Origin of the sequence: Mangrovimonas sp. YM274 (assembly GCF_030908385.1) — a bacterium.
GTDB lineage: Bacteria > Bacteroidota > Bacteroidia > Flavobacteriales > Flavobacteriaceae > Mangrovimonas_A.
This window is the reverse complement of record NZ_CP133091.1, coordinates 2,756,922-2,771,026: the sequence shown is the minus strand read 5'-3', so window position 1 is coordinate 2,771,026 and position 14,105 is coordinate 2,756,922. Positions and strand designations below refer to the sequence as shown.

Annotated in this window: 11 protein-coding genes; 2 read left to right on the top strand and 9 right to left on the bottom strand. The window is 38.0% G+C overall.

The window, feature by feature from the left end; genetic code table 11:
• Nucleotides 1-38: 38 nt before the first annotated feature.
• From RBH95_RS11935 to RBH95_RS11920, 4 genes are read right to left on the bottom strand one after another with little or no spacing between them, the layout of a single operon-like run.
• Complete coding sequence (locus RBH95_RS11935) at nt 39-2,483, bottom strand: T9SS type B sorting domain-containing protein (RefSeq protein ID WP_307899818.1); 2,445 nt, start codon at nt 2,481-2,483, stop codon at nt 39-41.
• 9 nt (nt 2,484-2,492) lie between these two features.
• Nucleotides 2,493-5,894 carry a T9SS type B sorting domain-containing protein gene (locus RBH95_RS11930; protein WP_307899817.1) on the bottom strand — a complete coding sequence of 1,134 codons (3,402 nt, stop codon included), beginning with the start codon at nt 5,892-5,894 and terminating at the stop codon, nt 2,493-2,495.
• A 26-nt stretch (nt 5,895-5,920) separates the two neighbouring features.
• A complete protein-coding gene (locus RBH95_RS11925) occupies nt 5,921-6,745 on the bottom strand; it encodes an ABC transporter permease (protein WP_307899816.1) in 825 nt (274 codons plus the stop codon).
• A gap of 21 nt (nt 6,746-6,766) precedes the next feature.
• Nucleotides 6,767-7,663 carry an ABC transporter ATP-binding protein gene (locus tag RBH95_RS11920; RefSeq protein WP_307899815.1) on the bottom strand — a complete coding sequence of 299 codons (897 nt, stop codon included), beginning with the start codon at nt 7,661-7,663 and terminating at the stop codon, nt 6,767-6,769.
• 93 nt (nt 7,664-7,756) lie between these two features.
• On the opposite strand from RBH95_RS11920, the gene RBH95_RS11915 reads away from it, so the two are divergent.
• Entirely contained in the window at nt 7,757-8,821 is a 1,065-nt protein-coding gene (locus RBH95_RS11915; protein ID WP_374047832.1) for a hypothetical protein, read from the top strand.
• An 8-nt stretch (nt 8,822-8,829) separates the two neighbouring features.
• On the opposite strand, the gene RBH95_RS11910 is transcribed toward RBH95_RS11915, so the two are convergent.
• The 4 genes from RBH95_RS11910 to RBH95_RS11895 form a co-directional block, all read right to left on the bottom strand.
• Complete coding sequence (locus RBH95_RS11910) at nt 8,830-9,348, bottom strand: hypothetical protein (protein ID WP_307899813.1); 519 nt, start codon at nt 9,346-9,348, stop codon at nt 8,830-8,832.
• Nucleotides 9,349-9,372: 24 nt separating this feature from the next.
• Entirely contained in the window at nt 9,373-10,395 is a 1,023-nt protein-coding gene (locus RBH95_RS11905) for a COX15/CtaA family protein (RefSeq protein ID WP_307899812.1), read from the bottom strand.
• Between the two features lie 11 nt (nt 10,396-10,406).
• Nucleotides 10,407-11,852, bottom strand: a complete 1,446-nt coding sequence (locus RBH95_RS11900; RefSeq protein ID WP_307899811.1) for a CCA tRNA nucleotidyltransferase — start codon at nt 11,850-11,852, stop codon at nt 10,407-10,409.
• A gap of 72 nt (nt 11,853-11,924) precedes the next feature.
• The gene (locus RBH95_RS11895) at nt 11,925-12,485 is read right to left on the bottom strand and encodes an L-threonylcarbamoyladenylate synthase (protein ID WP_307899810.1); all 561 of its coding nucleotides are present in this window, start codon (nt 12,483-12,485) and stop codon (nt 11,925-11,927) included.
• Between the two features lie 69 nt (nt 12,486-12,554).
• On the opposite strand from RBH95_RS11895, the gene RBH95_RS11890 reads away from it, so the two are divergent.
• On the top strand, nt 12,555-13,307 hold the full coding sequence (locus RBH95_RS11890) for a lipopolysaccharide kinase InaA family protein (protein WP_307899809.1): 753 nt from the start codon (nt 12,555-12,557) through the stop codon (nt 13,305-13,307).
• 3 nt (nt 13,308-13,310) lie between these two features.
• On the opposite strand, the gene RBH95_RS11885 is transcribed toward RBH95_RS11890, so the two are convergent.
• On the bottom strand, nt 13,311-14,072 hold the full coding sequence (locus RBH95_RS11885) for a glycosyltransferase family 2 protein (protein ID WP_307899808.1): 762 nt from the start codon (nt 14,070-14,072) through the stop codon (nt 13,311-13,313).
• Nucleotides 14,073-14,105 lie beyond the last annotated feature (33 nt).

Sequence of the window (14,105 nt, the reverse complement as noted above, 5' to 3'; positions counted from 1 at the left end):
ATGCTTAGTTTGTATCAGCAATTTAAGAAATTATCCTGTTATCGTTTTAGAGCAAAATGACTTGTAAAGTTTCGGCCGTCTCCCAAAGTTACTGAAAACCAATAATCACTCGATGGTAATGGTTTTCCATTTAAGGTGCCATCCCACCCAGCGCTTCTAGGGCTTAGTTCTTTTATAATTTTGCCGTATTGATTGAAGATATAAATAGTACTGTTGAATTGCATCTGTTGACTTAAGCCTTTGACTTGCCAAAAGTCGTTATGGCCATCGCCATTTGGTGTGAAGAATTTTGGAAAACCTATTACAGATACCATTTTTTCTGTTATTCCACAATCATGTTTTGATCTTACATAAACCGTATACAACCCGGCTTCTACATTTGTGAACGTAGGGCTATCTTGGTAGGGGCCGTCAATAGCATCTAAAGCATATTCATAGGCTCCATCTCCACTAACAAAAACGGTAATGAGATTGTTTTCGGAGGCATCGACCACTTCAATCGATTCTATGGTGGCAGCATTGGAAGGGAGAACGGTAATGGTCCTGTCTTTGTAACACCCAAGTGTGTTGGTAACTCTTACCGTATAGGTTCCTGGGGTATCTACTTCAATGGTAGTGGTGGTTTCACCTGTTGACCAATTGTAATAATAATTGTTGGGAATGTCGTCAATAACACCTCCTGTTAAAGTAAGTGTTTCTGGTGATAGGTTGACACAATAATAGGCCTCAGCCTCAGTTTCAATATTTGGTAGATGATGGACTTTCAGTTCTACTTCAGAAATTCCGTAACAGGCATTACTGTTTTCTACTCTAGCAAATATGGTTTGAGTGTTGGGAGTTGTATTGGTGTAGGAGTCTGGTAATGGGTTGGTTTCTAAAAGAGCCGCTTCGTAGGTTTCGTAATATGCCATATCCAAATTATCTGGCAAATTGCTTAAAACAGTATCAGAGGCCTCACTAAGAGTAAAGGTATAGAATCCGTCTTCAGAACCGTCATCGTCACAAGCTTCCAGAATAGCATTGTTAGCTCCGGTAGTACTGGCTTCCAAGGTTAGGGTTGTACTACTGGTACAGCCTGTTTGGCTATCTGTAACCGTAACAAAAATAATTTGAGGATTTTGAAAGTTTTGAAATTCATTTGCATTAATAGGTATATCTGCCAAAGCATCTTCTTGAGAAAGGTAAAAGGCAACAGTTGAATTTATAGCGCCTTCTGTTATTTCAGTTTCGATTTCTGTTAGGTTAAAAGTTGTAAAGCCTTCAGGAATGCCGTCTTCATCACATTGTATAAGCGTGGTCTGGTTGGCTATGGGTGATGGGTTTACAATTAGGGTACTGGTAGTAATTGCTCTGCAATCTGGATTAAAGGGATCTTCTATTCTAATAAAAAGTTCTTGTGTATTTGGGGTGGTGTTATAGAATTGTTGAGGTAAAGCATTTGCTCCTATTTCTGCATCAGAAATGGTTTCATGATAAGAAATGTTTAAATTTTGATCGCTAAAACCATTTGTAATGTCAGCTGTAAGCATTTCTAAGTCAAAAACAGTAAGGCCGTTCATGGGGTCTCCATCATCTTGTGTGTCACAAAGTTCCAAATTGTTGGGTTGATTGAAGGCGGGACCAAGATTTACATTTAAATTAAATTCTCCCAAAGTATAACACTCAGTGGCATTGTCGGTAATCCTAAAATAAATAGTTTGGGGGTTGGATGTATTGGTGTAGGGGCCAACAATTTCATTTGTAGCAAGGTTGGCATCGCTTTCATTTTCATAATAGGTAACCGTCATATTGGTTTGTCCTCCAATAACAGGAGCCGAATTGACTTCTAGATCAAATGAGGAAAGTCCATCTTCAAAAGGAGAAAGGGTATCACAGGTTTCCAGGTTTAATGCCGTGCCAGAGGTTACTTGGTTAACAGGAGGTTCAGAAAATTCGGCGGTACCAGTCCACTCAAGACTAAAAGGGCTCATGCCCAAGGGACGGTCAATAGCAATATAATAGGTCTCTCCTGCATTAACATCAAGCCATTTCACAAAACTGTTACCGCTAGGTCCAGGGCCTTCGGAAGTCTCGGTTTCAGAGCCATTCATCCCCGTTAAGTTACTGCTTAAATTGGCTTGTGCAGGGTTGGTGGTTGAACACCTTATAGCTTGTCCCAAATTGTTACATGGTACGTTGGGGCCAAAGACAAAAAAATCATAATCCTCAGAAATATTGGAACTGTTTGGAGTTAAAGTAAACCCTAGGGTTCCATTGGTTGTCACAGTAACTTTTAGCCAAATACTGTTGTTTTCTTGAGCACTACAGCTATTGTTTAAAGGACTTAATTCTTGAGTACCAATTCCGTTTACATTGAAGTTTAAACTGGAATTCCCACAAATAGTAACCGAATTGACGCAGTCTGTAGGTTCTTGGGAAAAAGTATTTATAAAAGTTAGAATTGCGGCTAGGCTAAACACAATGTGTTTTTTGGGGTTGTTCATATAGATTAATTATCGTTTTAGGGCAAAATGACTTGTAAAGGTTCTGCCATCGGTCAATGTTACGGAGAACCAATAATCACTTGCAGGAAGTCGCTTGCCGTTTAAGGTGCCATCCCAACCCGGTCCCAAAGGATCTAATTCTTTGATTAGTTTGCCGTATCGATCAAAAATGTAAATAGTACTATTAGGTTGGAATTGGTCGCTAATCCCCCACACCTGCCAAAAGTCATTATAACCGTCGCCATTAGGGGTAAAGAATTTTGGAAATCCTATTACGGATACTAATTTTTCGGTGACACCACAACCATTTTTATCTCTAACATAAACGGTGTGCAATCCAGCTTGAACATTAGTAAAAGTTGGGCTGTCCTGATATGGTCCGTCAATGTTGTCTAAAGCATATTCATAGTCTCCGTCACCACTAACAAATACTGTAATTATATTATTTTCTGAGGCATCTATGACTTCCACAGATTCTATGGTGGCATTATTAGAAGGGTACACCGTAATGGTACGGTCCTTAAAGCATCCCAGGGTATTGGTAACTCTCACGGTATACGTTCCAGGGGAATCAACTTCTATGGTTGTGGTAGTTTCTCCTGTAGACCAATTAAAATAATAATTGTTTGGTAAATCGTCGATGACACCACCTGTTAAAGTAAGCGTTTCAGGAAATAAGTTGGTACAATAATAGGCCTCACCTTGTGTTTCTATATTTGGAAGTTTTAAAACGCTTAACTGGATTTCTGAAATTCCATAACAGGCATTGCTGTCTTCTACGCGGGCATATATGGTTTGATTGTATGGAATTGTATTTGTAAAAGAACTAGCCAAAGGATTTATCTCCAGAAGTGCGTCTTCATAGGTTTCATAATAGTCTAGGTCCAAATCTGGAGGTAATGCATTTAGAACAGCATCCGAGGCATCAGTCAAAGTAAACGTGTAAAATCCATCTTCAATACCGTCATCGTCACAGTTTTCCAAGATTGTGTTGTTGGCTGAGGTTGTACTAGCTTCCAAAGTTAAGGTTGTGGTATTGATGCAACCTGTAGTTAAATTGGTAACCAACACGTAAAGCGTTTGTGGGTTATGGTAGTTATGAAATTCGTTTGGTTCAATTGGTGTAGCTTCAGAAGTAGCCTCTTCCTCAGAAATGTAATATTCAACTTTTCTATTGCTTGCCCCACCTGTAATGGTTTCCTCGGCCTCTATAAGGTTAAAAACTGTAAAGCCTTCAGGAATACCATCTTCATCACATTGTAATAGAGTAGTTTCATTGGCTTCTGGAGCGGGGTTTACTGTCAACAAAAAAGATTCGGTATTATAACATTCTGGAATAAAATTGTTTTCTATTCTAACAAAAATCTCCTGCTCAAAAGCTATTGAATTTGTAAAGTTGTTAGGTAAAGGAGATGAATTGGAATCTGCATTTTCTTGAGAAGTGTGAAAAGAAATATTGTATAGCGACTGATCTTGATTACCATAGATGTCGGTATAGAGATTACTCAAGTTGATAGTGCTAATGCCATCTAAAGGATTGCTATCGAAATCCTCATCACATATTGTTATGTCTTCTAAAGCATTAATAATGGGGGCAATATATACTTCAACAAAAAACGATGTGGTATCGTAACAATTTGGATTTGCTGAATTTTGTACTCGCACAAAAATTTCCTGAGGATTTACTGTATTGTTAAAGGGAAATTCAATTTCATTGGTATTGTCTTCGGCATCCTCTATCGACGTAAAGTAATGCACGCTAACATTGTTCGGGTTTTGATCATCCAAAACTGTGGCGTCTTGGGTTGTAAAATCAAAAGTTGATGTTGTGGAAAGGTCGCAGGCAATAATATTTTCTGGTTGGTGGGCTTCTGGTATGGCATGATAACTTACGATGGCATCACCTACTATAGGGCATTCACCATTGTTTGGATCTATGTACACTTCATAAAACCCGGGAGTATCCACGAATAATTGATAAGTACTTTCAGATAATGGTTGGTCGTCTTTGGTCCAATTATATGTGGCACCCGAGACATCCTCGGCGGTTAAGGTATACGAATCGCCTTCGCAAAGTAGCAGTTGAGTGGTACTAATCCCGTTTTGAATGATATCAATTTCGGTATTGAACAAAGATTGAATAAACGGGGGCAGGCCTATCCTACTAATATTTTGAAACCCACCATTGATATCTAAAAAGATACCTGTTTCATCATAATTGGCAGCACTACCGGTAGCCTCGGGATTATGGATAATGCCTAAATACTGCCCAGAACCTGAAATGTTTGAAAAGTTGACTTGTGCCCGGTAAATCTTTTTGTCAATTCCCAATTGCAAAGCCCCTGAAGCCATTTGGTTTGAGCTATGAATTACGGTTTGTGAATTAGGAATATTGTTGGCTTCTAAATTCCATTGCACCACTTGACTCGTGCCAGCACCATCGATTCCTTGGCTTATGGTGGCATATAGTTTTTTGTTTTGAGCAGAAAATTCCAGACCGTATGGGCTATTGTTGTTGATAGGGGAGTAGAGCTCCTGTGAGTTCGAGACTTCTCCGGTGTCGTTATTGAAATCAAACAAATAAATACCTCCACCAGACTCTCCTGCCAATTCGGTAGCAAAACCATGGTGAGCAGCAGCTAACTTAGAGCCGTCAGGAGATGCTTTGAGATAGCCTAATCCGTTTCTGCGATAACCGGACACAGGAACTTCTGGCCCCACAACAGAAACAACAGGTGTAGTGTTGACACCATTGATATCAACCTTAAAAGCATAAAAGCTATCTGTAAAATGCGTAATTACCCAAAAGGAAGAACAGTCATCGGCTTTTACCGCGGTTATTTTTTCTGAACATTTAAAATCCACTTCATCCGGATCAGTGGTATCGTAGGTAATCAATTGTACGTTTTTCTCAAAAGGATCCACATCTCCCAACCCACTATTAAGGGACATGTCTACTAAAGAATACATCAAACCGTCATTTACACCATCCCCATCTTGGTTGTTGGGAAATGCAGAAGAGTTGAAATGATGGGGTTCATCGACGGTGAAAATATAATAGGAATTTGGATCTTCTGGTTTAGGGACAATCAATCCAGACGAAGTACTGGAGTCATCGCCTTTAAGTCCGGTTCCTAAAAGCTCATTAGCGTTGGCCATGGGCTGATGTGCAGCATTCCAAACCGTTCGACCATCAGAATAAAATAGTAGATTGCCATCAGGGTCTGAAATTGAAGTGCATCCTTCCAGTGTATTGAGCTGTCCATCGGTTAAAGGGGTTACAGTTCCGGTAACTCCATTAAAGTGCAGTCCAGCATTTTGGCCAAAATACCAATTGGAGGCTTCGTTTTGCGAAAACACATTGACAATACAAAAGAGGGAAAGTATTGGAAAAATTAATTTATATTTCATCTAGATAGCTATGGCTATCAAATATATCATAAATCCCGATTTTTTAATAATTTGTAGGATAAAATGACAAAAATGGCTGTCCACCCTAAAACAATAACAATTTCATACCAGTGAACGGCATAGTCATAGGCCAAATCCATTTTTTCTGGAAATTTGGTCATCATGATGCGCTGAAAAGGCTGGTCGATGAGTTTGTACATGGACTTTAAGGGGAAGAAATTTTGAATCTTTTCGGCTAGTTCCATATTGGTTTGCCATACTAATAAACCAAACACAATCCATTCTAGAATATATAGAACGAATAGAAAAGCCAGGGCGAAAGCGGATCGTTTTACAAGCATTCCAAATAAGAGACATAAACTAAAGAAGCCAACCAATTTTACAAAGTAGGCCAATAAAAAGTTGGTTTCTCTAAAAATTATGGACGCTTCTTTGTAACTGGAGTAATACATTCCTATACAAAAGGCTGCAACCCCAATTAAAATAGTTGCAAGCAAAGAGAAAAATATAATGGTATAAAACTTGGATAGAATGAACTCTTTTTTGCTCAATCCGTCAATCAGGTTTTGTTTGAGGGTTTTGTTGCTGTATTCGTTGCCAATCATGCTAACTACTACAATAGCAAAGAAAAACTTGAATTGGGATGCAAAAAACGTGGTAATATGCCAAATAATAGGGAAGTTAAAAACGCCAAGCTCACCTAATTCTAAAGTAAAGAGGTTAAAGAAATTAATTTTTATTGAGGATAAAATCAATACGGTAAAGGGTAATATAAACGATATAAAAATGAGTACTGTACTTACCCTGTTCAATAATAATTTTTGTAATTCCAGATTTAAAAGACGTAACATAGGGAGGGTATTGGTTGCTGTTTATTTGTTGTCGGTAAGTTGTAAGAATTGTTCTTCTAGGCTTTCTTTGCGTTTTACTAAATGCGAAAGTGTGATACCTTGTTCAAACATGAATTTATTAAAAGTGGAAGCTTCCATAGGTTCATTTAGAAAGGCGGTAATCAAACCGTTCTCGGTTTTCAGTTTTCCAAAGGCCGGATTGTTTTCTAAAACCATTAATAGTTTGCTTTCTTCCGAAGCTTTTAGCTCAAAGAATCCATAGCTATTAATCATTTCATCCACACGGCCGGCATATAGCTTGACACCTTTTCTCAGGACAACCACGTGGGAGCATACTTTTTCAACTTCATCCAATAAGTGGGAGGCCAACAATATAGTTGTGCCGTTAGCAGCAATACTTTTTATAATCTCTCTTATTTGGTGGATACCCTGGGGGTCCAAACCATTGGTAGGTTCGTCCAAAATGAGTATTTCGGGGTCGTTGAGAAGGGCAGAGGCAATGGCCAAACGTTGTTTCATACCCAAGGAATAGGTTTTGAATTTATGGTCCTTACGGTCCAGTAATCCAACGACTTCCAGTTTTTCTTGAATTTTTTCAAATGGCACTCCTTTAATTTTACACACCAATTTAAGGTTTTGGTAGGCCGTCATGTACGGATAGAAATTCGGACGTTCAATAATAGCTCCTACTTTTTTAAGCGCATTATGGGTGCTAATGTTGCCATCAAACCAATGAAAGCTACCTGAGGTTTTATTGACTACATTTAGGACAATCCCCAAAGTAGTAGACTTACCACTTCCGTTAGGGCCTAAAATCCCATAAACATTGCCTTTGTTGATAGTAAAACTTAAATCTTTGACGGCTGTGAGATAGCCAAATTTTTTGGTAAGATTGTTAATAGTAAGGATTGGTTCCAAAGTATTTATAATTGAATGGTTAAAAATATGACGAGCATCCTTGGCTTTTGTTACAAGGTATTTGCAAAAGCTTTAAATTAGACTAATTTTATAATTATGGACGATTTAAAAATATCCAAAAAAAAGCCTTCCTACCCAATAGGCAGTAAGTTACACAATTATTTGCAAGAGTATAACCGCAATATACGTCTGCCTATTTTTTATGAAGATTTACTGCGGTTTCAAGGTTCCGTGGTGGTGTATGACAACCAAGGAGAGGACACCCTTTGGATTCGTGTTTATTACAACGAGTTTGAACGGGAGGAAATCGATCTAAGTTTAAAACGGGTGTATTCCATACTGATATCCGATGGAAATGAAAATATTTTTAAGTACCTAAATGTTGATGCCATTGACTTTTGTACGTTTGGAAACTCTAAGCCTTTCCGTGTGAAAATTAGAAATGTCCTAAATGATAATTACACCTATTTTTATGTGAAAAAGGCTGATGCCTCCAGAGTATATGGTTTGGAATTTGAACACATGCTGTCCCCGTATAACTTGAACTTCCTAGTGTATAAAAACACTCTTATAGAAGAGCATATTGCCGGTATTCCTGGGGATGAATTTATTAAGAACATGCTGCCCGAATGTTCCCCTTCCGAAAAATCGCAAATAGCTAAAGAGTTTATAAAATTCAATGAGCGCTGTATGATTAGGTTGTTAGGGGATATGCGTTCCTATAACTATGTCATCGTGCCTACCCATGATTTTGACCATGTGGTGTTTAAAATTCGAGCTATAGATTTTGACCAACAATCCTACGAAGGAAAGTTTAATGTATATAGACCTCAATTTTTCAAGGAGAACTTTAAAATGGTGGAACTGGTAAGGGAGAAAATTCAGAAGGAATCCATCGAACAATATAAAGTTGAGGAACGCTCAATTGTGGCCAGAAGAATGATTAGTTATCATGACAGAATTTCTGAACTTTTGGAGTGTATGGAGGAGGATACCTTATCAATCCCTGAGCATATTAATCAATTAAGGGAGGCTATTTATAAATACACCTTGGATGTAGAGTTTAGGCGCAGTGAAAGTATGGGGACTATTATGAAAAATGCCTTGGATTTCGTAAAACGAAACTACCAAGGCATGAATATGAAAAATTTCTTTTAAAGGTGTTCTTAATTCCAGTTTTCGTCAAAGTCTAGACTTTCGTAATCGTCTAGGTCTAAATCGTCATCAAATTCATTGAAGTCGTCCATCATATCATCCGCTTCAAAAGCTTTTTCAGGAGCTTCATCTGGTATTTGTCCATGTACAAACATCAGGTTAGGATAATCCATGCCTTCAGCTTCTTCAACAATCTCGGCCAATTCTACAAAAAAGGTCCACATGGTCAAAAAATCGTACACATAAATTAGCTTGGTTTGATTTTCATGGACCACATCATTAAGCGTGGTTTCATTCATTAAGCGAACGGAATTCATGCCGTCGCTCATATCAAACAATGAAATTTCCTCACCCTGTTCCCAAGTATCATTACTTATGTAAAAGGAAGCCATTTCGGTACCATCAAACCCGAAGGATTGGGTAATGGTATTATGAAGGTCTTCCAAAGTATCTGTTTCGCGAATTTCTAAATCACGAAAAACATCATCTTCTGTGTCGTTGTCCAGTATAATCCTAAATCTGTAAATCATATTACAAATGTAATCTATTTTCGGTTATTTGGTAAATCTGTGAAGTGTAAAAGTCATGGTGCTTAATAGGAAAAATGCACCAACTTGGTGTAGCACGCCCAACCAGATAGGAACGTAAAATAGTAAGGTTAAAACTCCAAGTAGAAACTGGACTCCAACCAGTAGTACCAGTAAATTAACACCCTGTTTTTGTTGTACTGTTAGTGCCGTTTTTCTGGCTTTATTCCAAAGAATCACAATTAAAGCAACCACGATATAGGCAAATGTGCGATGTATAAACTGTATGCCGCTAGGGTTTTCTATCCAGTTTTTATAAAAGGGTTCTACAATATAAGCCGACTGGTGTATAAATTTGCCTTCATTCATTAAAGGCCAGTGGTTATGTACTAAACCTGCTTTTAATCCAGCAACAAAGGCACCGTAAATTATTTGAACTATTAAAGCGATGTAAGCGACAATAGTGATATTTCTAAATTTAATGTTGGCAGGTTTGCGTTCTGGGTAAATTAAATCCAGTGCTACCCACAGCGTGGCTGCAAAAGTTAAAAATGCGGTTGTAAGGTGAGCTGCCAATCTAAAATGGCTAACATCCGGCATATCTACCAATCCGCTTTTTACCATGTACCAACCCAAAAATCCTTGAAAGGCACCCAGTCCCATAAGGACAATACTCTTTTTTATCGTGGATTTGGTGAGTTGCTTGGTCACCAAAAAATACACAAACGGGAAGAAAAATACCAAGCCAATCACTCTACCAATCAGGCGGTGCAGCCATTCCCAGAAGTAAATACTTTTAAAATCGTCTAAAGTGAAATGCGAATTGTAATGTTTAAATTCGGGATGCTGTTGGTAAAGTTCAAAGGCTTCCTGCCATTCTGCTTCGCCAATAGGGGGAATGGTTCCAGTGATTAATTTATAATTTGAAATTGAAAGTCCAGAGTCTGTAAGTCGGGTGATGCCACCAACAATTACCATGATAAAAATAAGAAAGCATCCTGTGAGTAACCAATAGATGACTTTTCTGTTGTCTTTTGTTGGGTTTGCCACGTTATAAATGTTTATGGTTTTTTAGATATTTTATTTTGGTCGTTAACAGCTTTAAGTCCCAATCGTTCCCCTTCTTTAAGCATCAATTGGTAAGCGGCTTCGTGCTCATTTGGAATATCGCCTTCCAAAATAGCTTCTTTAATGGTTTCTTTAATGATGCCAATTTCTCTTGAAGGTTTAAGGTTGAAGGTTGCCATGATTTCTTCTCCTGAAACAGGAGGCTGAAAATTTCTAACATGGTCGCGCTCCTCAACTTCAACTATTTTTTGCCTTACAATCTTAAAATTGTTATGGTATTTTTTAAAGCGTTTTGGATTTTTGGTAGTAATGTCTGCTTCACAAAGGGTCATTAAATCTTCCACATAATCACCTGCGTCAAATACCAAGCGTCTTACAGCAGAATCGGTAACCATATCGCTGGCCAAAATGATAGGACGAGAGCTCATAAACACCATCTTTTGAACAAATTTCATTTTGTCGTTTAAAGGCATTTTAAGCCGTTTGAATAAATGAAATACCATTTTGGAGCCTTCAAATTCGTGCCCATGAAAGGTCCATCCAACCTTTTTACTAAAGCGTTTGGTAGGTGCTTTTCCTATATCGTGCAACAAGGCCGCCCAACGTAACCACACATTATCTGTGTTTAAGGAAATGTTGTCGACGACTTCCAAGGTATGGTAAAAGTTGTCCTTGTGTCGTTGCCCTTCCACTTCATCTATGCCTTTAAGAGCCGTGAGTTCTGGAAGGATATAGTGAAGCAACCCTGTTTTTTCCAAAAGAAGGAATCCAATGGAAGGTTTTTCACTTTCAAGAATTTTATTCAGCTCCGTTACGATGCGCTCTTTGGTAATGATGTTAATCCGATCTTTGTTTCGGCTAATAGCCTCCAAAGACGCTTTTTCAATTTTGAAGCCCAATTGCGTTGCAAACCGAATGGCCCGCATCATGCGTAACGGATCATCGCTATAGGTGATGTCTGGGTCTAAAGGTGTACGGATAATCTTGGCTTCCATGTCCTTTAGTCCATTGAAAGGATCCAATAAATCACCAAACGCATTTTCTGCTAAGTTTAAGGCTAAAGCATTGATGGTAAAATCTCTTCGGTTTTGATCGTCTTCCAAAGTACCATCTTCCACAATGGGGTTGCGGCTGTGCTCTTGGTAGCTTTCCTTGCGGGCACCAACAAATTCAACTTCAATATCCTCATAACGCAACATGGCCGTTCCGTAGGTTTTAAAAACTTGAACTTTGGGATTGTTGGGCAATAATTTGGAGACTTGTTTGGCCAATGCAATACCGCTTCCAATGGCTACAATGTCAATATCTTTTTTAGAATCTCGTTCTAAAATATAGTCTCTTACATAGCCGCCAATAACATAGGCATCGATGTTAAGTTCTTGTGCCGCTTGAGATACAATTTTAAACAGGGGGTGCTTGAGTGCTTCTTTGTAATTCATCAATGAAATGCCAGTTTTCAAAACTTCAATTTCTAGACTTTGTTTGAAATTGATCGATTGAAATTTAGGAGATTACTTCCTTATAATTTTAACTTCACCATCTTTACCAAGCTTAATGATAGAGGACGGTTTTGTTTTTGATTTTTCGCTGGGCAAATTTACAACATAGTCCACACCTTTTAAAATCTCCTCAGAGATTTCTTCGAAGGAAGTTGGGGTAGGTTGCCCACTGATATTGGCTGAGGTGGATACAATGGCACTGTTAAACTTTCTCAGCAACTGAAAACAGAAGTCGTTGTCTGGAATCCTGATGGCAATGGTGTCGTCGCTGCCCACGAGATTGGGAGCCAAGTTTTGTGGACCGTCATAAATTATGGTGATAGGCTGCCCTGGAATGTCAAAGAAGTCAGGGGCGGCAGCAGGGATGTCTTTGATGTACTTTTTGAGCATGCGCTCATCGGCGACCAAGCAAATTAAGGCTTTGGAATCGCTGCGTTGTTTTAGCTCATACACTTTTTGGACGGCCTCAGGGTTGGAGGCGTCACAACCAATGCCCCAAACCGTATCAGTAGGGTAGAGAATAGTACCGCCCTCTATTAAAGTTTCAAAGGCTTTTTTGACTTCCTTGTGCATCTCAATATAAATTTAGAGCAAAGTTAATATTAGTTTTTTACATTGTTTAAAACTTTGTAATATTGCTTCATGAAGAAAGTATTTCAAAGTGAATACCTTGGGTTAAGCGAGTCTATTTGTGAATTCATAAATGAGTTTGACAATACAGGAAATTCCATTAAAGATTCTAGGAATAAATTAAAGTTATTTCAATTAGATGGAAAAACTATTAATATCAAGTCATTTAAAATTCCTAACCTGATAAACCAGATAGTTTACAGGTTTTTTAGAAAAAGTAAAGCCCAGCGTTCCTTTGAATATGCTAATAGGTTAATGGAGTTAGGGATTGGCACCCCAATGCCTATTGCCTACTTTGAATCCTTTACCCCTTTTTTGTTTAAAAAGAGCTTTTATGTGAGTGAGCAATTGGAATCTGATTTAACTTACAGGGAATTAACCAAACAATTCGATTATCCAGATTACGATACTATTTTACGCAGTTTCACTAGGTTTACATATGAACTACATCAAAAAGGTGTAAACTTTTTAGATCATTCGCCAGGTAATACTTTAATAAAGAAGGAAGGGAATGAGTATAAATTTTTTTTGGTAGATCTGAATAGGATGAAATTTGGGCCCATGAATTTTGAAACCCGAATTAAAAACTTTGCTCGTCTTACAATCCATAAGTCTATGGTGGAAGTAATGAGCGATGAATATTCAAAGTGTAGTGGTGAAGATTATAATGAAGTTTGTAAGTTAATGTGGCAATACACTAATGAGTTCCAGAATAGGCATCTTAGAAAGCAGCGTCTGAAAAAGATGCTTAAATTTTGGAAATAGTAATCAAAATTTCTTCTTAGAGAGTTCTCGTAATTTTGTATATTTTAAAAACGTAATGTTGGCGGTTTGAATGCAGATTACCAAACCGTTTAAGCCATCCAAAAATCCCAATCTTAAAAAATAGGCTTTAAAAAATGCCCAAGTAGGATTGAAGACAATGTTCCAAATAGTAGCCTTTTTGCCTAAATCAAAATAAGCTTTGGCGGCAATGCTTGAAAAGTACTCCGTTTTTTGATTGAATTCGGAATAGGTTTGGTACGTCCAATGCAATAAATCACCTTTTAATTGTCCCGTTTTGGCTTTTGAGTCGTGCAAGACCACATTGTCGTGTGGATTGATGCCTTTCCAAGACGCTTTTCTACGATCGAATACTCTAAGTTTTCTGTTGGGATACCAATCGGAATGTTTGATCCACTGTCCACAGAAATTATTGAAACGGTTACAATAATATCCATCCCATTGCCAATTGTTTTTAAGGTTTAATATAGAATCTCTAAGTGTATCAGAAAGTGCTTCGTCACCATCCAAGGAAACAATGTGATCATAAGAGGCCTGTTGGAGGGCAAAGTTTTTTTGTTCTATATAACCTAAAAAGCGTTGTTCAATAAAAGTAACTTTGTATTTCTCACAGATGGCTTTGGTGTTATCTGTTGAAAATGAGTCAACCACCACAATTTCGTCAACAACGCCTACCAAAGATTGTAGGCAGCGTTCAATGTTTCGTTCTTCGTTATAGGTAATAATTACCCCTGATAGTTTGAGCATGGTCAACAAATTGGATGTAAAAATAGTATTTTT

What these genes read in the sequence shown, in the direction of transcription:
- RBH95_RS11890 (WP_307899809.1), top strand. Translation starts at nt 12,555, where the DNA reads ATGAAGAAAGTATTTCAAAGTGAATACCTTGGGTTAAGCGAGTCTATT.
- RBH95_RS11900 (WP_307899811.1), bottom strand. Translation starts at nt 11,852, where the DNA reads ATGAATTACAAAGAAGCACTCAAGCACCCCCTGTTTAAAATTGTATCT.
- RBH95_RS11885 (WP_307899808.1), bottom strand. Translation starts at nt 14,072, where the DNA reads ATGCTCAAACTATCAGGGGTAATTATTACCTATAACGAAGAACGAAAC.
- RBH95_RS11925 (WP_307899816.1), bottom strand. Translation starts at nt 6,745, where the DNA reads ATGTTACGTCTTTTAAATCTGGAATTACAAAAATTATTATTGAACAGG.
- RBH95_RS11895 (WP_307899810.1), bottom strand. Translation starts at nt 12,485, where the DNA reads ATGCACAAGGAAGTCAAAAAAGCCTTTGAAACTTTAATAGAGGGCGGT.
- RBH95_RS11935 (WP_307899818.1), bottom strand. Translation starts at nt 2,483, where the DNA reads ATGAACAACCCCAAAAAACACATTGTGTTTAGCCTAGCCGCAATTCTA.
- RBH95_RS11930 (WP_307899817.1), bottom strand. Translation starts at nt 5,894, where the DNA reads ATGAAATATAAATTAATTTTTCCAATACTTTCCCTCTTTTGTATTGTC.
- RBH95_RS11910 (WP_307899813.1), bottom strand. Translation starts at nt 9,348, where the DNA reads ATGATTTACAGATTTAGGATTATACTGGACAACGACACAGAAGATGAT.